This window comes from Bacteroides sp. AF29-11, from assembly GCF_003602895.1.
GTDB classification, from domain to species: domain Bacteria; phylum Bacteroidota; class Bacteroidia; order Bacteroidales; family Bacteroidaceae; genus Bacteroides; species Bacteroides uniformis.
On the sequence record NZ_QTLY01000003.1, the window covers coordinates 393,910 to 414,295 of the forward strand.

Sequence of the window (20,386 nt, forward strand, 5' to 3'; positions counted from 1 at the left end):
ATGATTTCTATAGACGGACTGGCCGTAGAATTCGGCGGAACTACTTTATTCAGTGACATATCTTTCGTTATCAACGAAAAAGACCGTATCGCCCTGATGGGTAAAAATGGAGCGGGGAAAAGTACATTGTTGAAAATCCTGGCAGGTGTAAGACAACCTACCCGTGGAAAAATCTCAGCCCCCAAGGACAGTGTCATAGCTTACCTTCCACAGCACCTTATGACGGAAGACGGACGTACCGTATTCCAGGAAGCGGCGCAAGCCTTTGCCCACCTGCATGAAATGGAAGCCGAGATAGAGCGCCTCAACAAGGAACTGGAAACGCGTACCGACTACGAAAGCGACAGTTACATGGAACTTATCGAGAACGTCTCCGCCTTGAGCGAAAAGTTCTATGCCATCGACTCCACCAATTACGAGGAGGATGTGGAAAAAGCACTGCTCGGACTGGGGTTCGTACGCGAAGACTTCAACCGCCAGACCAGTGACTTCAGCGGTGGATGGCGCATGCGCATCGAGCTTGCCAAGCTGTTGCTGCAGAAGCCCGACGTACTGTTGCTGGACGAGCCTACCAACCATCTGGACATAGAATCCATACAATGGCTGGAAGATTTTCTTATCAGCAACGGAAAGGCTGTCATCGTCATCAGCCACGACCGCAAGTTCGTGGACAACATCACCACCCGTACCATTGAAGTGACCATGGGACGGATATACGATTACAAAGTAAACTACTCCAAATACCTGGAACTCCGCAAGGAACGCCGCGAACAGCAACAGAAAGCCTACGACGACCAGCAGAAGTTCATTGCCGAAACCAAGGAATTCATCGAACGGTTCAAAGGCACCTACTCCAAAACCCTGCAAGTGCAAAGCCGCGTAAAAATGCTGGAGAAGCTGGAACTGCTGGAAGTGGATGAAGAAGACACTTCAGCGTTACGCCTCAAATTCCCTCCTTCTCCCCGCTCAGGCAATTATCCCGTCATCATGGAGGGAGTAGGGAAAAGTTACGGTGACCATGTGGTCTTCAAGAATGCCAACCTCACCATAGAACGGGGAGACAAGGTTGCTTTCGTTGGTAAGAACGGTGAAGGAAAGTCAACGTTAGTGAAGTGCATCATGAAGGAAATAGAACATGAAGGCACCCTCACGATAGGACACAACGTGCAGATTGGATATTTCGCACAAAACCAGGCCTCATTGTTGGATGAGAACCTGACCGTATTCCAGACCATCGACGATGTGGCAAAAGGGGAAATCCGCAACAAGATACGCGACCTGCTGGGTGCCTTCATGTTCGGTGGCCCCGAAGAGTCCATGAAGAAGGTCAAGGTGCTTTCCGGTGGAGAGCGCACGCGCCTCGCCATGATAAAGCTTTTGCTCGAACCGGTGAATCTGCTGATACTGGACGAACCGACCAACCATCTGGACATGAAAACCAAAGATATCCTGAAGCAAGCGTTACTGGATTTTGACGGTACCCTTATCCTCGTCAGCCACGACCGTGACTTCCTGGACGGACTGGTAAGCAAGGTATATGAATTCGGCAACAAACAAGTGAAAGAGCACTTGAGCGGCATCTACGAATTCCTTGAAAAGAAGAAAATGGACTCCCTCCGCGAACTGGAACGATAAGCATCTGCTAAACCCGGCGTCCGAACAAATGGCCGATACATATTGTTTTCATTTTACTAAACACTTAACTAAGAGATATTAAAATGAAACAATATGATGCCATCATAATAGGATTCGGCAAGGGCGGCAAGTTATTGGCCGCCGAACTGGCCGAACGGAATTGGAAAGTAGCCATCGTGGAACGTTCCCCTCAGATGTACGGAGGAACATGTGTAAACGTAGGATGTATCCCTACCAAAACTCTGATTCACGAATCGGAATATGCGGAAAAAAGATACTATGACGATTATAAGAACCAGTCCAAACTGTATGCACTTGCCGTGGCGCGGAAAGACAAGCTTGTATCCTTCCTGTGTGAGAAAAATTATGAAAATGTAAAAAACAAGCCTAATATAACCCTCTATGACGGAACTGCTTCTTTCTTGTCCGAAAATACAATCCGTATAGTCTCCGGCAAGGACGAAACGATTCTTGAGGGAAAAGAGATATTCATCAACACCGGGTCCACCCCTATCCTGCCTGCCATCGACGGACTCAAGGAGAGCAAGTACGTATATACCAGTGAGACCTTGCTGCAATCGAACAAACTGCCCGCACACCTGCTCGTCATCGGCGGCGGTGCTGTCGGATTGGAGTTTGCCACTATGTATGCAGGCTTTGGAAGCCATGTCACACTGCTGGAAGCGGGAAACCGCTTTCTGCCTAAAGTGGACCGCGACATTGCCGCCTCCATGCTGGAAGCATTGAACCGAAAGCGTATCAATGTCCGGTTGAACGCCCGTGTCCAATCCGTGTACGACACAGCCGAAGGAATAACTCTGACCTATACGGACAGTGCAAACGGCACTCCCTACTACCTGAAAGGAGATGCCTTGCTGGTAGCCATCGGCCGCAAGCCTATGACTGCAGAGCTGAATCTGGAAAAAGCGGGTATACAAACAGACAAGCGGGGAGCCATCGTTGTCGACAACCAATTACGGACTACAGCCCCACACGTATGGGCCCTGGGGGACGTAAAAGGAGACGAACAGTTCGACTACTTGTCCATCGATGATTTCCGTATCATCCGTAATCAACTCTTTGAAAACAAAAAAAGGAGTACAAAAGACCGGTATCCAATCCCCTTTGCCATTTTCACCGACCCACCGCTGGCACATATAGGACTGACGGAAGAGGAAGCGATGAAGAACGGTTATTCCATACATGTGGCACGTATCCCTGCTGCCATGATTCCACGTGCCCGTACGCTACACAGCATAGACGGTATGCTCAAAGCTATTGTAGACATCCATACCGGACGGATTCTGGGTTGTACCCTACTTTGTGCCGATGCACCAGAAGTAATCAATACCGTAGCATCAATCATGAAAACGGGACAGCGTTACCATTTCCTGCGGGACTTCATTTTCACCCACCCCAGCATGAATGAGGGATTGAATATGTTATTCAAACCTTTTTAGCATTTTCTATTTGGTAATTAAGTCCTTAACCTCTATCTTTGCATCCGTCCAAAGATAGAGGAATGAAAAAGAAACAGTACATAACCTATATTCTTTTTTTCATCAGCTTGATAATGCTGGTGATACCCGTCATTCCCCACCATCATCATGCCGACGGAATGATATGCATGAAGAATGATATCACCGCCGATTGCTGCGGACACCGTCATAGCCCGGGCAACGAGCACTGCTGTTGCGACACGGGATGCATGACAACCCACTTTGTACAACAGACGCCCAGCTCTTCCAATGATGTGTGTTCACATCCGGATGCCTTGTGGGCAGTTACCCTACTCATTGAACCTTTTTCCAAGTTACTCATCCTACCCGAGTTTGACATAAGCAGGCAGGAGTGTATCTATCTGGAATCTCTTCATAGCACATTTATCATATGTGCTACGGGACTTCGTGCCCCTCCGTCTCTTCTTGCTTAACTGTTACCGGAACATCACCGGGACAGATTTCTATCCGGCATAAGGAACAATGCAATTTGGTTGCACGCCCTATGCCCTAACTTTGTATTCAAAATCAAAAAGTAAGAACAAATATCATCATGAAAAAAGTTATTTTCATGGGAGTCTTGGGATTATTCCTTTTAGGCTCCTGTAACAGCAAGTCCGGAGACAGCCACGAAGGACATAATCACGAAACAGAAGAGCACAATCATGACGGACATGACCACGAGGGACATGACCACGAACATGAGGGACACAACCATGAGCACGAAGAGCAGGAAAACCATGCCGGAGGAAGCGATGAAATCATCCTGCCACCAGCAAAGGCGCAAGCTGCCGGCGTAGCAGTCAGCACTGTTGAACCGGGTAGTTTCCATCAAGTCATCAAGACCAGCGGCCAGGTGATGGCAGCCCAGGGAGACGAGAGCGTAGCCGTAGCTACAGTAGCAGGCGTGGTTTCCTTCAAGGGAAAAGTTATCGAAGGAATGAGTGTCAGCAAAGGTACTCCTTTGGTGGTATTGTCATCCAAAAACATGGCCGACGGAGACCCGGTGCAGAAAGCCCGGATAGCCTACGAAGTTTCCAAAAAGGAATATGAGCGTATGAAAGCGCTTGTAGGCAACAAAATCGTATCTGAAAAGGAATTCGCGCAAGCTGAACAGATTTATGAAAATGCCCGTATCAGTTACGAGGCAGTCGCAAAGAACCATTCGGCAAGCGGCCAGGCGGTTGTTTCTCCCATCAGCGGTTATGTAAAGAATCTGTTGGTGAAAGAAGGGGACTACGTCAGCGTCGGCCAGCCGTTGGTAAGCGTCACCCAGAACCGCAAGCTTTTCCTGCGTGCAGACGTATCCGAAAAGTACTATCCTTACTTGAACAGCATCGGTTCCGCCAACTTCTGTACTCCTTATAATAATAAGGTATATACATTGAAAGAACTGGGCGGGCGCATGCTTTCTTATGGAAAGGCTTCGGGTGAGAACGGATATTATGTACCCGTAACTTTTGAATTCGACAATAAGGGAGACGTTATTCCCGGCTCGTTTGTAGAAGTATTCCTATTATCCTCACCAATGGAGAACGTGTTGTCTCTTCCTCACAGTGCGCTGACCGAGGAACAAGGCAGCTTCTTTGTCTACCTGCAACTGGATGAAGAGGGCTACAAAAAACAGCTTGTCACCCTGGGTGCCGACAATGGCGAGAGTGTACAAATCCTTTCCGGCATAAAAGCAGGCGATCGCGTCGTAACCCAAGGAGCCTATCAAGTGAAGCTGGCATCGGCAACGAATGCTATTCCGGCACATAGCCATGAACACTAATCTCATGTACAATTTGACAATTTACAAAGTACCATTTCGCTATGCAGTATAAGGGTTACGTGACGAATGGGAGTGTAAAGTCAGATAAACAAGAAATATTAGATAAAACAGCAAGTGCGGCTGACATTGCGCAGCCCAATTGTACATTGTACATTGTAAATAGTAAATAGAAAGATGTTAAACAAAATAATTGGTTTTTCTCTTCAGAACCGCATCCTGGTGCTGGTAGCATCGGTGCTGTTGCTGATTGGCGGTACTTATACCGCCATGCATACGGAAGTGGATGTGTTCCCTGACCTCAATGCGCCGACCGTGGTCATCATGACCGAAGCAAACGGTATGGCAGCAGAGGAAGTGGAACAACTGGTCACTTTTCCCGTAGAAACGGCTGTAAACGGTGCAACGGGTGTGCGCCGTGTACGCTCTTCCTCAACGAACGGTTTTTCTGTAGTCTGGGTAGAATTCGACTGGGATACAGATATCTATCTTGCCCGGCAGATTGTCAGTGAGAAACTGGCAGTCGTCAACGAATCCTTACCGGCCAACGTAGGCAAACCGACACTAGGCCCACAATCGTCCATTTTGGGCGAGATGCTGATTGTAGGTCTGACAGCAGATTCGACCTCTATGCTGGATTTGCGTACCATTGCCGACTGGACCATACGTCCCCGCCTGCTCTCTACGGGCGGTGTGGCACAAGTAGCCGTACTGGGCGGCGACATCAAGGAATATCAAGTGCAGCTGGACCCGGAACGGATGCGCCATTACGGCGTGACATTGAGCGAAGTGATGAACATCACCCGCGAAATGAACCTGAATGCCAATGGTGGAGTACTCTATGAATATGGCAATGAATATATCGTACGCGGCGTACTTTCTACCGACAAGGTAGACCAGATAGCCAAGGCCGTGGTGCGGAGCAACGGAGTCTCCGGCGCCCCTATCCTGCTGGAAGATATTGCCGACGTTCAAATCGGAGCCAAACTTCCTAAACTGGGTACCGCCTCGGAACGCGGTAAGCATGCCGTACTGCTGACAGTCACCAAGCAACCCGCCACAAGCACGCTGGAGCTTACAGACAAACTGGAAGCTTCCCTGCAAGACCTGCAGAAGAATCTACCGGCGGACGTAAAGGTTTCCACAGACATCTTCCGTCAAAGCCGTTTCATCGAAAGTTCCATCGGAAACGTTCAGAAGTCGTTGTTGGAGGGAGGTATTTTCGTTGTCATCGTGCTTTTCCTGTTCCTTGCCAACATACGTACCACAGTCATCTCGCTGGTGACACTGCCGTTGTCACTGATTGCCTCCATCCTTGCCCTGCACTATATGGGCTTTACGATAAATACCATGAGCCTGGGAGGTATGGCTATCGCCATCGGTTCGCTGGTGGATGATGCCATCGTGGACGTGGAGAATGTCTACAAGCGTTTGCACGAAAACCGACTGAAACCTGCCGGCGAGCAACTTCCTATTCTGGAAGTGGTGTTCAATGCTTCGAAAGAAGTGCGTATGCCTATCCTCAATTCAACGCTGATTATCATTGTCAGCTTCGTACCACTGTTCTTCCTTAGTGGTATGGAAGGTAGGATGTTGGTACCACTGGGTATTGCGTTCATTGTGGCATTGGCGGCTTCAACTGTTGTGGCACTGACCGTAACGCCGGTACTTTGCTCCTATCTATTGGGAAAAGAGAAAACGAAAAAACAAAACAACGAAAACAGCGATTCTGCCGTAGCACGCAAGATGAAGCAATGGTATGGTTCTGCACTGACTTTCGTATTGGGGCATAAGAAAGGGGTACTGGGAGGTACTATCGGACTATTTGTAGTAGCGCTCGGCTGTTTCTTCACCCTGGGCCGCTCGTTCCTGCCGCCTTTCAATGAAGGTTCGTTCACCATCAATATCTCCTCGCTTCCAGGCATTTCCCTGGAAGAAAGCGACAAGATGGGGCACCGTGCCGAGGAGCTGCTGCTTTCCATCCCCGAAATACAGACCGTGGCCCGTAAAACGGGACGTGCAGAGCTGGACGAACACGCTCTGGGAGTAAACGTCTCTGAGATCGAGGCACCGTTTGAGTTGAAAGACCGCTCGCGCAGCGAGCTCGTGGCAGAAGTCCGCGAAAAACTGGGTACCATTGTAGGGGCAAACGTGGAAATAGGCCAGCCTATCAGCCACCGTATAGACGCCATGCTATCCGGTACAAAGGCGAACATCGCCATCAAACTGTTCGGCGACGACCTGAACCGCATGTTCACTCTGGGCAATGAAATCAAGAGTGCCATCCAGGGGATTCCCGGTATTGCCGACCTGAACGTGGAACAGCAGATTGAGCGTCCGCAACTTGTCATTTCACCCAAACGGGAAATGCTTGCCAAATACGGCATTTCACTGCCCGAATTTTCGGAGTTTGTCAATGTCTGCCTGGCCGGTGAAGCCGTTTCCCAAGTTTACGAAAAGGGAAAGAGCTTCGACCTGACCGTACGCGTGAAAGACAACCTACGCGACGAAATGGAAAAAATACGCAACTTGATGATTGATACGGGCGACGGACAGAAAATTCCACTGAACTATGTAGCGGAAATCCGCTCGGCCATGGGTCCGAACACCATCAGCCGCGAGAATGTAAAGCGTAAAATCGTCATCTCCGCCAACGTGGCCGACCGCGACCTGCGAAGTGTAGTCAATGATATACAAGCCCAGGTAGACGCACAAATCAAACTGCCGGAAGGATACCACATCGAATACGGCGGACAATTCGAAAGCGAGCAGGCAGCAAGCCGCACGCTGGCACTTACTTCGTTCATGTCCATCGTGGTGATATTCCTGCTCCTCTACCATGAATTCCGCAGTGTGAAGGAGAGTGCCATCATCCTTATCAATCTGCCGCTGGCATTGATAGGCGGTGTATTCGCCCTGCTCATCACAACGGGAGAAGTGAGTATCCCCGCCATCATCGGTTTCATCTCACTGTTCGGTATCGCCACCCGAAACGGAATGCTGCTCATCAGCCATTACAACCACTTGCAGCAGGAAGAAGGCTATGGCGTCTACGACAGCGTTATCCGCGGTTCGCTCGACCGTCTGAATCCAATCCTGATGACCGCCCTATCCAGTGCACTGGCACTTATCCCGCTGGCTCTCAGTGGCGACCTGCCGGGCAACGAGATACAAAGCCCGATGGCAAAGGTTATCTTGGGCGGCCTTTTAACATCCACGTTCCTGAACGGTTTCATCATTCCGATTGTTTACCTGATGATGCACCATAACCAACAACCTAAAACGTCAGACAATGAATAAAAGATTTTTCATATTCAGCGCCGCCATCCTCGCTTTTGCGGGGATGAGCGCACAAACGTCCGGCATTGATGCCGTGCTCCAGCAGATAGAGGCCAACAACAAGGAATTGCAGGCTAACTCCCACCTCATTTCCTCACAAAAACTGGAGAACAAGACAAACAACAACCTCCCCGACCCTACACTGTCATACGCCCACCTTTGGGACTCCAAGAACAGTGACGAGACAGTCGGCGAAATGGTCATCTCGCAAAGCTTCGACTTCCCCACGCTTTACGCCACCCGAGGGAAGATGAACCGACTCAAGACAAATGCACTGGATGCACAAGCCACCGCCTTCCGCCAGCAGATATTGTTGCAAGCGAAGGAAGTATGCTTGGACATCATCATGCTGCAACGCCAGCAAGCCCTGCTCGACGAACGGTTGAAGAATGCGGAGGAACTGTCGGCCATGTACACCCGGCGTTTGGAAACGGGAGATGCCAATGCACTGGAAACCAACAAGATTAATCTGGAGTTGCTGAATGTACGCACGGAAGCCCGCATGAACCAGACGGCACTTAACAATAAACTGAAAGAGCTGCTTGTCCTCAACGGAAACCAGCCGCTCACACCGGGACGTCCCAGACCCGATACCACACCCGACGCCCAAACACTCGGATTGACAGAATACCCGGCAGTGCCGTTGCCGGCCGACTTCCACCCGCTGGCCGACGAACTGCTGGCTTCAGACCCCACCCTGCAATCCTTGCAGGGTGAAAGTTCTGCCGCCCGGAAACAGATTTCGGCAAGCAAGCAAGGCTGGCTGCCCAAACTGGAACTGGGTTACCGTAGAAATACCGAATCGGGGCATCCGCTAAACGGTGTAGTAGTAGGCTTCTCTTTCCCGCTTTTCGAAAACCGCAATAAGGTCAAGATAGCCAAGACACAAGCGCTCAACATTGACTACCAAAAGGAGAACGCCGCACTGCAAGCCAGCTCTGCCTTGTGGCAACTCTATGAAGAGGCCAAGAACCTGCACGCTTCCATGGAGGAATACGAGCGCACCTTCCATCAACAGCAAGACCTTTCTTTACTGAAACAAGCACTTATGGGAGGACAAATCAGTATGATTGAATACTTCGTTGAAATATCGGTTGTCTATCAAAGCAAGACAAACCTCCTGCAACTGGAAAACCAGTATCAGAAGGCAATGGCACAGATATACAAGAGCCGGTTATAAATAGAAAGAGCTGTCTGCGGTTGACAGACAGCTCTTTCTATTTCAATATATTGTAGTTATAGTTTTGTGACTTTACCCATAAACAGAATAACTCCCGTACTCTTCTCCTTTATCAGAAAGATGAAAGGACGGTCCACATAGAACGGAATTACCGTACTTGGTCCGGGAGCGGCCACGTCCATTCCTCCGACAGTTACAGCCGCAGCTTCCGTCCCCTCTTCATTCACTTTCACATAAGTGAACTGTTGCAGCAAACTGATAAACAAATCCTCATCCGCCATTCCGGAAAAATCGGCCGATGGAGTAAAAGCCTCCTGCATTCCCATTGCCATCATATCGTCAATGAGTTCTTTATCATATTCCATTTCAAACCGGGGTAACTTAAGGTTCAAGGCAGAGCTTGATAAACTACTGTTCCATTCCCCCCAGCGCTCGTCATTCAGCTGCGGCAGGCACTCATCCAACGATTTTCCCTCTGCCGGCAAGAGCACCACCATACTGAAAGCCTCATTGCCGTAAGGCAACTCTGCCATTGAGAAATACTCATTCTCGGCATAGTTGAATCTCTCGTCACGAAGATTCATCATGTGTACAGTCGATTTGCTTCCGTCAGCATTCGTAAAAGCCTCTTCTGCCGTATCCGATTTTTTGAATTGATTCTTCCAAATCCCCTTGAAATAAAGCGCATTCAACAGATAAAGACGCGCCGTCTCCGGAATCTCATTCAAGACTTTGGGGATGCAATTATTCGTTTTCCCGGCACACCAGCCGTTTATAATGTCCGGAGCCTTGGGAGAGGCAAAATCCAGCTCCTGCACTTGCGCGTCATACATCTTTTTGTTTACGCTTACAAAGTCGTCATGAACACCGAACCCTTTCTTTATCCAGATGGAATTGGCAATTCCCAACTGTGTGGTATTGTCCAAATCGAGCAACGCCTCCACCAGCTTCTTATTATAGTTGTTCATTTCTTCCAACGAATAGCCCGAAAAGCCCAGGACATCTGTCATCTCAGATAGTGTGTTTCCCAACGCTCCATTGGCAATCATAGACAGACAGAGCGAAGCGCTCAAAGGAGAGATGAACAGATTGGGCTTTTCCACCTCAGTTTTACAAACCTGATTAAAGAAACGGAAAGCGAAATCCGTTCCTAAATCCATCATCTCCTGCTCGGCACGGGTCAAGGCAATGTCTTTGCGAGGCTTGGGTTGTGGTGAAGAGTTGTCGTCACTCTGGCAGGCTGCAAGGATACAAAGTAGGCTTAAGGCAGTAATCGTTTTTTTAAGCATAAGCAAATAGTATTAGTTTTAAAACAGTTATCTATATATAGAAAATGCTTGAACAAACAAAATACTGCATTGAAGAAACAATAAAAAATAGTACATTCCTACTCTATTATCATACTGCAAAGTTCTGCATATTTTTTGCAGTCGCACTGCATATGTGTTGCAGTCGCGCTGCATATATATTTGCAGTGTCACTGCAACAGCTCTGCAGTGCTACTGCAAAATATATACAGCAGCTTTGCAGTAACGTGATTGATTTCACCCGGTTATTGTTGCCAATTCCAGCACCCCTTCCGGCAAATATCCGCTGCGTATGCGCCATTCCTGGGGATAAAGATTATTGGCACGGTTACCTATATTCTTGACAAATCCTAGAGGTATCTGTTTGTAGGTGAGCAAGACAATGCCGCGCGGAGCAGTCTCCGAAAGGACAACAGCCTCCTTGCGCAGATAGCTGATGGCCTGCTCGCGGCCTATCTCTTCATGGGCAAAGGCATCCGGATTCAGTGCTATACTCATGGCGAGCCCATGAGCAGGCATCCAGTCTTTTCCTTTCAACTCGGCAACATCTACCCCAGCCTGCACGATACGGAGTGACGAACGCAAAGCCGACAGTTCGGAGAGATACGCTTTAGGGAAAGCGCTGACGTTGTTGCCATTGACGATAAATTCGTAATTATCCGGAACCGCAAACCACTCATGCAGTGCCGAAAGCTGTTCTTTGGAAACACCCGGAGTTTTCGCTCCTTTTCCTTGAGGTTTTCTTCCTTTTTCCCAGGATTTCACCTGCCCGGCCCAGGTATTCCCATCGCTCACGCCCGGTTTGCGGAGAACTGCCAAAAAGAATCCTTCCCCCTTCGTCCGATGGGGCAGGAAACGATAGGCGGGAAAGTCCTCTCCCGACAATAGATTACCCGTAATATTCCAGTCAGTAGAAATTTCCAACGGCAATACCTCCGCCCCGAATTCATCCCGTATCCAACGGATGTTCTCTTCGTTTTCCTTTGTATTATAGGTACAAGTACTGTAGATGAGAATGCCTCCGGACTTCAAGCAAGGCCAGATATCCGTAACGATGCGACGCTGGCGCTGCCAGCAGATTTCCACATTCTCCCCACTCCACTCACTTACCGCAACGGGGTCTTTACGGAACATCCCCTCGCCAGAGCAGGGGACATCCGTCAATATGACGTCGAAGAAGTCCGTCAAGGAAGAAAAATCTGCCGGGTCATTATTAGTGACCACCACACCGGAATGCCCCCACTTCGTAAGATTCTCCGCCAATACCTGCGAGCGGTTGCGGATTACCTCATTGGCCACCAGCAGACTGCCTGCGGGCAACACGCTACGGGCATGCGTGGATTTCCCGCCGGGAGCCGCACAGAGGTCAAGCATCACCACCGGTCCTTCGCCCACATACCGCCTCAAAGCCTGCTCCACAAACATAGACGAAGCCTCCTGCACATAGTAGCAGCCTGCATGAAACAGCGGGTCAAAAGTGAATGTCAGCCGCTTGTCCAGATAGTATCCGGCAGTAGACCAAGGGACATGCCTAAAAGAGGAACGAAAAAGACTGAATGAAGATTCCGGTAATTTATCTTCATTCAGTCGGATACTGACCGGCTGCTCCCCTTCCAGGGCGGCAGCCAGCTTTTCATATTCTTCCACACCCAAGAGGGCGCGTGTATAATCGGTGAAAGATGAGGGTAGCTTCATGCTTTGAACTGTTTTATGGCAGCAAAGATAGTGCAAAATACGTTTCACCAATCTACGGGGCTAAACAAAAAGCACGGTTCAATACTCTTTTTAAAAACTGAGTTTCACCCCTGCAAAATAGGAACGCGGTGCACCCGGTCCGTAGATATAACCGGAATCGCGGCTCGCTCCTTTATCAAAATCTTTCTGATAAGAATTGAATATATTCTGTACACCGGCATTGAGCTGCAAACAGAACCCTTGAAAATCAAAGTCGTAAGCTATCTTTGTTCCAAGCTCAAAGAAGTCCGGACTCTTTACCAATACATCCGCCTCACCGTTCACCTCCGAAAGCAAATGGGGAACGTACATCCGCCCGGTATAATTGCCGTTCAAAGCTATTGAGAAGGCTTTAACCGGCATATAGGTAGCTGTAAAGTAGCCGTAGACGTCGGGAGTACGCAGTATCTTGTCGCTGTAACGTTCTTTCTCCGACAAGTGCTCCTCATCCGCACTCCATTCTTCGGGAGAGTCATAGATACTTCGTTGAAGCGTCAGCCCTGCCTGCAACTGAACCTTATCCTTATAGGCAACCTTTCCTTCCAATGTGCCGCCATACACTTTAGCTCCCGAACCATTGATACGGGTCTGTATCAGATAAGCGCTACCATCCGGGTCTTTCACCGGAGGCGTCAGGACAAACGGGTCGGAAAGTTTCGTGTAGAAGCCTTCCACCAGTAGGTTTGCCTGGAAATCTCCGAAATAGTGGTACCAATCTACCGAAGCATTGAAGCTGCGCGAACGCTCTTCCTTCAATCCTTTGGCGCGGACAATGGAAACCAACTCTCCACCCACATTACTGATATGCAGATCTTCATCAAACGCTTGTGGAGCACGGAATCCCTCAGCATAACTGAAACGGATATTCACATCCTGAGTAGGATTGTAACGGATATTGGCACGGGGACTGAAAACAGCCTTGTCCATGATGCTGTTTTTATCTACGCGCCCGCCAATCAGGAAACTCCACTGTTCGTTCTTCCACTCATTCTGGGCATAGACGCTTGCTATATTCACCACTTGGTTCAACGGGGCGGGGGTATATTTCTCAATCAGTTGTTGCAAGCGGTCACCCGTTGCCGTAGGATCTTCGGCCAAAGCAGCATCACGATACTTCTGTACGTCCGTTGCCTTGTCATGCAGATTGTCGTGATTGAACTCAATGCCTCCGGTCAAATCGGCAGGCATAAACAGACACTTGTCAAAATGATAAATATACTGGGCACCCAGCACACCGGTAAAGTCCGTAGTCATTCCATAAGCGCTGTAATAACTATTGCGCACGATGTGCTGAGCCGAAGCATAGGTACTGAACGTATGTTTCTGGTTTTTGGAGAAAGCCGTGAACTTGAGCCCACCCGTGTTGATGGAATGTTTCAGCTGTTCCACCAGTCCGGGCGCCCCGGTACCGTTCAATCCGGCATCCTCGGCTATATGAGGGGGAAGGCTGAAGCCACTTCCACCACGGCGGAATTCCTCCATATGATGGTATTCAAGGCTCAGCTTGGAATAGGCACTTGTCCGGTAGTAAGCATTCAGACCGACAGTCTGGTTCTTCAGCTTCGGTAATTCGGAAAAACCGTCTCCGTTGGAGTCCCATGCCGAACGATGCCTGCTCTGGCCGTACACATAAGCCCCCATCTTACTGTCCGAAGAAACCAAGGAAAGATTCAGGGTCGTGTTGTTGTCGAACGAGCCGGAACCGTCGAAATTGGAAATGGTATGCGAGAAAGAACCGGAATTGCGAATCGGTTCCTTCGTAATGATATTCACCGTCCCGGCAATGGCCGAAGAACCGAACAAGGCTGAACCACCTCCACGCACCACTTCCACACGCTCTATCATGTTGGCGGGAATCTGTTCCAACCCATACACACCGGCCAGAGAGGAAAAGATGGGACGTGAGTCTATCAATATTTGGGTATATTTCCCATCCAGCCCGTTGATGCGCACTTGTGAATAACCGCAATTCTGGCAATCGGTCTCCACCCGCACACCTGGCTGAAAGGCCAGTCCTTGCGACAAAGTATGCGAGTTTGTCTGCTCAAACAGTTTAGGAGTGACCACTTTGACCAAAGTGGGTGCCAAGCGCCGGGCAGTCTCATTGCGGTTGGCTGTGACTACCACCCCGTCCAGTGCCACCATGTCTTCTTCCAACTCAAAGTTCTCTTCCAAGGTCTTACCACGTTTCAGAACGACTTTGCGCTCCTGCGACTTATAACCTACGGCACTGACGGACAACGTGAACTCACCTTCAGGCAGATTCTTTAGGAAATAGTGACCGGTGGCATCGGTCATGGTCCCGATGGTGGTGCCTTTCAGCGAAACTGTCATATAAGGCAAATGTTCCCTTGTACTTTTTTCTATTACATGACCGACAATATTGGCATCGGTACTCTTCAAATCTTCGGCATAAACGGTTGATGAGAGTAACAGACATACTGCTCCCACCACAAAAAATATATATTTTTTCATGTACTTCTAAAATAATATGTTAATCAATGAGGTTGACGCAATCCCACAACGGAATTGCCTTAATCTATCGGATTTGAAAAAAAGAAGGGGGAGCACGCAGGCAAATACCGCCACGAAGCTTTACACACTTGATGCATTCCGTGGTAAGAATGCTCAGTACACACAACAAAACAAGGAAAACCGTCGCGGCAACCGGAAGCAACGGAAGGGAAGAAGAGACGAAAGAGGCTAGATAGAAAATGGTTTCCAACTGCACCTCTGTATGCTCATGCTGGCCCTTGAATGGATGGGAATGCACAATGATAACACCATTCACCACATGCGAGTGGGTAAACAGCGTAATTCCTCCCAGATAGGCAATGAACAGCAGAGGGAGGAAACACTTCATTATATTCCTCAACTTCATCAAGACTTCCCAATAAAAACAGATGCGCAAAGATAACAGTATTTACAATAAGAAACAACCCGGTTTGTATATTTACCTCTATTTACAGTCGCAAATACCTACTTCTTGTTATTCCGGAAAAAAGACAATAAGACATTTTCACGGAAAAATATCGCCTTATTTCCGGTTTTCTAAAAAAAATATCTTCTCTTTGCAACTTTATAAAGGTGACGATACGTCTAACCAACAAAGAAACAAATTAAAAGACCATAGATTATGAAACGTATCATTTTTGGATTAATGCTTGCCATGATGTTCTGCACACTGATGCAAGGCGCAAACAGAACCGTAACAGAGAACGACGGTCAAGGGAACAAGAAAAGAGTCATCGAATTGAGGGACACTGTCATCAATGGAGAAACCGTAACAGACACACTCAGTGTCATGACTTATGAAAACGGTGCCGGCAGTAGCAATGCTCCGGAAAAATGGAGAACCCACCATAGCAGCGGTATGGACTGGAACGGGTTCGACCTCGGGAGCAAGACCTCGGAAACCGTGATTGCCGTAACAGCCATCGTCTTTGTATTCGGACTGCCGCTACTCATCATATTCGTAGTATTCTTCTTCCGCTATAAAAACCGGAAAGCCAAGTACCGCCTGGCGGAACAGGCCCTGGCCAGCGGACAGCAACTGCCTGAAAACTTCTTCAAAGAAACCGCAGCAACGGATATCCGCAGCAAAGGCATCAACAACATATTCGTCGGCATCGGCCTGTTCATCTTCCTTTGGGCCATTACCGGAGAATTCGGTCTCGGATGTATCGGCTTGCTCGTCATGTTCACCGGCTTCGGACAATTGGTGATTTTCTACAGCCAACAGAAGAAGAACGAAGAAAAATGAGTCAGATGGGTGACATATCGTTAGTCGCACAGGTCGTGGTGTTTCACAACACCAGGGCCTTCGACCAGTTGGTAAAGAAGTACCAGTCGCCCGTGCGGCGGTTCTTCCTGCACCAGACCTGCGGCGACAGCGAGTTGAGTGACGACCTGGCACAAGATACGTTTATCAAGGCCTATACAAACATCGCTTCGTTCAAGAATTTGTCCAGCTTCTCAACCTGGCTCTACCGTATTGCCTATAACGTTTTTTATGATTATATTCGCAGCCGGAAGGAAACAGACGATTTGGATACGTACCGAGTGGACGCTCAATGCAGCACACTGCAGCAGGACGTGGGACAGCACATGGACATTTACCGTGCCCTGGCCACACTGAAGGAAATGGAACGCACCTGCATCACGCTCTTCTACATGGAAGACCAAAGCATCGAAAAGATTGCAGGTATCACCGGATGTCCGGCGGGAACGGTAAAAAGCCACCTCTCGCGGGCGAAAGACAAAATGGCTTCCTACTTAAAACAAAATGGTTATGATGGAAAATGATGATAAACTCCTGACTTCATTCTTTGCCGAACACCGGCAGGAAATAGCCGATAACGGGTTCAGCCGCCGCGTACTGCGACATCTGCCCGACCGTAGCCGCCACTTGGCGCAGATATGGACAGCATTCTGCTTTACTCTGGCCCTCGTACTGTTCGTCTCCCTCGACGGAGTGCAGCTGATACTGGACACCTTGCGCGAAACCTTCGATACTGCCATCCGGAGCGGAGCTTCGGAGCTTGACCCCAAGTCGTTAATCATTGCCGGAGTGGTATTGCTCTATTTCGGTTACCGCAAGATTTCATCTATGGCATAGTTGTTTTTCAATGATAAATCGTATCTTTGTCCCCTCATAAAACTAACTAAGAGGAGAAAGTTTTGAGAAAGATTCTATTCATCATATTATTCGTTTTTTCTATTGGGAATGCCGGGGCGCAAGCAACAAGCGATTCCATCGTCATGAATTACTTGAAGGAAATGGGCGCCCCCGTCACTTATAACAATGAAGTGAAATTGCTGATGACCGGCCATGACAAGTTCGTCGATCTCTTCGAGAATATCCGCCATGCCCGGCATCATATCCATTTGGAATATTTCAATTTCCGCAACGACTCCATAGCCAATGCCTTGTTCAGCCTTCTGGCAGAGAAGGTCAAGGAAGGGGTTGAAGTCCGCGCCATGTTCGATGCCTTCGGCAACTGGTCCAACAACCAACCATTGAAGGAACACCATCTGAAATCCATCCATGCCCAAGGCATCGAAATCGTCAAGTTCGACCCTATCACTTTTCCCTGGGTAAACCATGCCATACACCGCGACCATCGGAAAATAGTAGTGATTGACGGAAAGATAGGTTATACCGGTGGCATGAACATCGCCGACTACTACATCAACGGATTGCCTAAAATCGGTAAATGGCACGATATGCACATACATCTTGAAGGAGATGCTGTGCGCTATCTGCAAGGCATCTTCCTGACCATGTGGAACCGGGAGACGGGACAACACGTTGGAGGTCCAGCCTATTTTCCGGACACTCCGCAACTGCCCGACAGTATTGCCGAAGAAATAGCCATCGTGGACCGCACGCCACGCGAAACACCACGCTCCATCAGCCATGCCTATGCAGCTTCCATACAAGCCGCACAGAAGAATATCCGAATCGTGAATCCCTATTTCGTTCCGACCAAATCAATCCGCAAGGCAATCAAGAACGCACTGAAAAAAGGTACTGAAGTGGAAATCATGATACCTGCCGTGTCGGACATAGCCTTTACTCCGGATGCCTCATTCTACATAGCACACAAGCTGATGAAGAAAGGAGCCAAGATATATCTCTTCAACGGCGGCTTCCACCATTCCAAGATAATGATGGTAGACAGCACTTTCTGCACGGTGGGTACTGCCAATCTCAACAGCCGCAGCCTGCGCTATGACTACGAGACAAACGCTTTCATCTTCGACCCCAAGACCACCAATGAGCTGAATGCCATGTTCGAACGGGACGTGCAAAACAGTACGCTACTCACTCCCGAAGTCTGGAAAAAGCGTTCCGGATGGAAGAAATTCGTAGGCTGGGTGGGAAACCTGATGACCCCCTTCCTCTAATTATTAATTATTAATTATTAATTATTAATTAATTCTCCTACCTTTGCGTTCGGATAAAAACAGAGCATTACATCATGAAACAATATTTAGACCTGCTGAACCGCGTACTGACCGAAGGCGTAGAGAAAAGCGACCGTACGGGTACCGGCACCATCAGCGTATTCGGCCACCAGATGCGTTTCAACATGGATGAAGGCTTCCCCTGCCTTACTACCAAGAAGCTGCATCTGAAATCAATCATATACGAACTGCTATGGTTCCTCCAAGGAGACACCAATGTGAAATATCTTCAGGACAACGGTGTACGCATCTGGAACGAATGGGCGGACGAAAACGGTGACCTGGGACATATCTACGGGTATCAATGGCGCTCCTGGCCGAACTATAAAGGTGGATTCATCGACCAAATCAGCGAAGCTGTAGAAACCATCAAGCACAATCCCGACTCACGCCGGATTATAGTCAGCGCATGGAATGTAGGCGATTTGGACAACATGAACCTCCCTCCCTGCCACGCTTTCTTCCAGTTCTATGTCGCCAACGGACGGCTGAGCCTGCAACTGTACCAGCGTAGTGCGGACATTTTTTTAGGAGTGCCCTTCAACATTGCTTCCTATGCCCTGCTCCTGCAGATGATGGCGCAAGTCACCGGACTGAAAGCCGGAGATTTCATCCATACCTTAGGAGACGCCCACATCTATCTGAACCATCTGGAGCAGGTAAAGCTCCAACTATCTCGTGAACCGCGGGATTTGCCGCAGATGAGAATCAATCCGGATGTGAAAAACATCTTCGATTTCAAGTTCGAGGATTTTGAGTTGGTCAACTATAACCCGCATCCGCATATTGCAGGGAAAGTGTCAGTATAAATCCTACAATAAAAAGATAGAAAGAGAAAAGAATTTTACACACATATGATTAGTATTATCGCCGCAGTAGATAGAAAGAGAGGTATCGGTTATCAGAACCGGTTGTTATTCTGGCTTCCCAATGATTTGAAGCGTTTCAAAGCCCTCACCACGGGAAATACCATCATCATGGGCCGAAAGACCTTTGAATCTCTCCCCAAAGGCGCGCTTCCCAACCGCCGCAACGTTGTTCTGTCCACTCAAAAAGATTTGATTTGTCCCGATGCAGAAGTTTTTTCCTCACTGGAAGAAGCACTGAACAGTTGCCAGCCCGACGAACACGTCTACATCATCGGCGGTGCAAGCGTTTATCGCCAGGCACTCCCCTTTGCAGGTGCCCTCTGCCTGACCGAGGTGGATGCAGAAGCCCCTCAGGTGGATGCCTACTTTCCCGAAGTCGCTCCGACTGTATGGCAAGAAAAAAGCAGGGAGTCCCATCCCGCAGATGAGAAGCATCCCTGCCCTTATGCATTCGTCGATTATATCCGCCGGTAGAATTAATCTTCCTCTTCTTCTACCGTTATAGGCATCTGCCGCTTGATGGCTTCATGGAAAGATATCAAGGTTTCCGTACGCGCCAGTCCCAGCGGTTGCAACTTATCATGTATGATGCTCAGCAAATGATGGTTGTTGCGGGCATAAAGCTTTATGAACATATCATACTTGCCTGTCGTAAAATGGCATTCCACAATCTCGGGAATGGCTTCCAATGCTCTCGTCACAGCATCGAAGGAAGCGGGATCCTTTAGATAGATACCGATATAGGCGCATGTTTCGTATCCTATCTTCTCCGGATCAATCACATATTCAGAACCTTTCAATATACCTAAGTTTGTCAGCTTTTGAATGCGCTGATGAATGGCTGCTCCCGATACATTACAAGCTCTGGCCACTTCAAGGAAAGGAATGCGTGCATTATCGGCTATAAGTTTTAAAATCTGTTCGTCTAAAGTATCCAATTGATGATGTCCCATTTCAAATTCTAATGATTAATAAATTACTATATCTCCCGCATATCTATACGGCAACATGCAAAGTTAGCTATTTTTTCGCCAATAAAAATACGGTTTATAACTTTTCTTGCAAAAAAAAGAATAATACCG

The 20,386-nt window shown here is 48.6% G+C and carries 17 protein-coding genes; 12 read left to right on the forward strand and 5 right to left on the reverse strand.

Annotated features, from left to right (window positions below):
• The 6 genes from DWZ03_RS07070 to DWZ03_RS07095 all read left to right on the forward strand — a co-directional run bounded on the left by DWZ03_RS07070 (position 1) and on the right by DWZ03_RS07095 (position 9,424).
• Entirely contained in the window at positions 1 to 1,635 is a 1,635-nt protein-coding gene (locus tag DWZ03_RS07070) for an ABC-F family ATP-binding cassette domain-containing protein (protein WP_005827062.1), read from the forward strand.
• Between the two features lie 83 nt (positions 1,636 to 1,718).
• Positions 1,719 to 3,095, forward strand: coding sequence for an FAD-dependent oxidoreductase (locus DWZ03_RS07075; RefSeq protein ID WP_117958944.1), 1,377 nt, complete (start codon positions 1,719 to 1,721; stop codon positions 3,093 to 3,095).
• A gap of 62 nt (positions 3,096 to 3,157) precedes the next feature.
• Positions 3,158 to 3,568, forward strand: a complete 411-nt coding sequence (locus DWZ03_RS07080; protein ID WP_005827068.1) for a DUF6769 family protein — start codon at positions 3,158 to 3,160, stop codon at positions 3,566 to 3,568.
• Between the two features lie 119 nt (positions 3,569 to 3,687).
• A complete protein-coding gene (locus DWZ03_RS07085) occupies positions 3,688 to 4,908 on the forward strand; it encodes an efflux RND transporter periplasmic adaptor subunit (RefSeq protein WP_005833077.1) in 1,221 nt (406 codons plus the stop codon).
• Between the two features lie 174 nt (positions 4,909 to 5,082).
• A complete protein-coding gene (locus tag DWZ03_RS07090; RefSeq protein ID WP_120129377.1) occupies positions 5,083 to 8,205 on the forward strand; it encodes an efflux RND transporter permease subunit in 3,123 nt (1,040 codons plus the stop codon).
• Entirely contained in the window at positions 8,198 to 9,424 is a 1,227-nt protein-coding gene (locus tag DWZ03_RS07095) for a TolC family protein (RefSeq protein WP_005827073.1), read from the forward strand. The genes DWZ03_RS07090 and DWZ03_RS07095 overlap by 8 nt, the downstream gene beginning before the upstream one ends.
• A 56-nt stretch (positions 9,425 to 9,480) precedes the next feature.
• Here DWZ03_RS07095 and DWZ03_RS07100 read toward each other — a convergent pair whose 3' ends face one another.
• The 4 genes from DWZ03_RS07100 to DWZ03_RS07115 form a co-directional block, all read right to left on the reverse strand.
• A complete protein-coding gene (locus DWZ03_RS07100) occupies positions 9,481 to 10,713 on the reverse strand; it encodes a serpin family protein (protein WP_005827075.1) in 1,233 nt (410 codons plus the stop codon).
• Between the two features lie 255 nt (positions 10,714 to 10,968).
• Positions 10,969 to 12,426: a methyltransferase RsmF C-terminal domain-like protein gene (locus tag DWZ03_RS07105; RefSeq protein ID WP_005827081.1), complete on the reverse strand. Its 1,458-nt coding sequence runs from the start codon at positions 12,424 to 12,426 to the stop codon at positions 10,969 to 10,971.
• Positions 12,427 to 12,516: 90 nt separating this feature from the next.
• Complete coding sequence (locus DWZ03_RS07110) at positions 12,517 to 14,940, reverse strand: TonB-dependent receptor (RefSeq protein ID WP_005827082.1); 2,424 nt, start codon at positions 14,938 to 14,940, stop codon at positions 12,517 to 12,519.
• 64 nt (positions 14,941 to 15,004) lie between these two features.
• A complete protein-coding gene (locus DWZ03_RS07115) occupies positions 15,005 to 15,346 on the reverse strand; it encodes a hypothetical protein (protein ID WP_008664012.1) in 342 nt (113 codons plus the stop codon).
• A 255-nt stretch (positions 15,347 to 15,601) separates the two neighbouring features.
• Here DWZ03_RS07115 and DWZ03_RS07125 point away from each other — a divergent pair, with 255 nt between their 5' ends.
• From DWZ03_RS07125 to DWZ03_RS07150, 6 genes are all read left to right on the forward strand, one after another.
• On the forward strand, positions 15,602 to 16,228 hold the full coding sequence (locus DWZ03_RS07125) for a DUF6249 domain-containing protein (RefSeq protein ID WP_120129380.1): 627 nt from the start codon (positions 15,602 to 15,604) through the stop codon (positions 16,226 to 16,228).
• Entirely contained in the window at positions 16,225 to 16,770 is a 546-nt protein-coding gene (locus DWZ03_RS07130) for an RNA polymerase sigma factor (RefSeq protein WP_009037971.1), read from the forward strand. The genes DWZ03_RS07125 and DWZ03_RS07130 overlap by 4 nt, the downstream gene beginning before the upstream one ends.
• Positions 16,757 to 17,083, forward strand: coding sequence for a DUF5056 domain-containing protein (locus DWZ03_RS07135; protein WP_005827095.1), 327 nt, complete (start codon positions 16,757 to 16,759; stop codon positions 17,081 to 17,083). Before DWZ03_RS07130 ends, DWZ03_RS07135 begins: the two co-directional genes overlap by 14 nt.
• Positions 17,084 to 17,145: 62 nt before the next feature.
• Positions 17,146 to 18,375 (forward strand): cardiolipin synthase, encoded by a 1,230-nt coding sequence (gene cls, locus DWZ03_RS07140; RefSeq protein WP_195657507.1) that lies wholly within the window; start codon positions 17,146 to 17,148, stop codon positions 18,373 to 18,375.
• A 74-nt stretch (positions 18,376 to 18,449) separates the two neighbouring features.
• Positions 18,450 to 19,244, forward strand: a complete 795-nt coding sequence (locus DWZ03_RS07145) for a thymidylate synthase (RefSeq protein WP_005827101.1) — start codon at positions 18,450 to 18,452, stop codon at positions 19,242 to 19,244.
• Positions 19,245 to 19,289: 45 nt separating this feature from the next.
• A complete protein-coding gene (locus DWZ03_RS07150) occupies positions 19,290 to 19,778 on the forward strand; it encodes a dihydrofolate reductase (RefSeq protein WP_005833093.1) in 489 nt (162 codons plus the stop codon).
• A 2-nt stretch (positions 19,779 to 19,780) separates the two neighbouring features.
• On the opposite strand, the gene DWZ03_RS07155 is transcribed toward DWZ03_RS07150, so the two are convergent.
• Positions 19,781 to 20,257, reverse strand: a complete 477-nt coding sequence (locus DWZ03_RS07155) for an Lrp/AsnC family transcriptional regulator (RefSeq protein WP_005827104.1) — start codon at positions 20,255 to 20,257, stop codon at positions 19,781 to 19,783.
• Between the last annotated feature and the right edge of the window lie 129 nt (positions 20,258 to 20,386).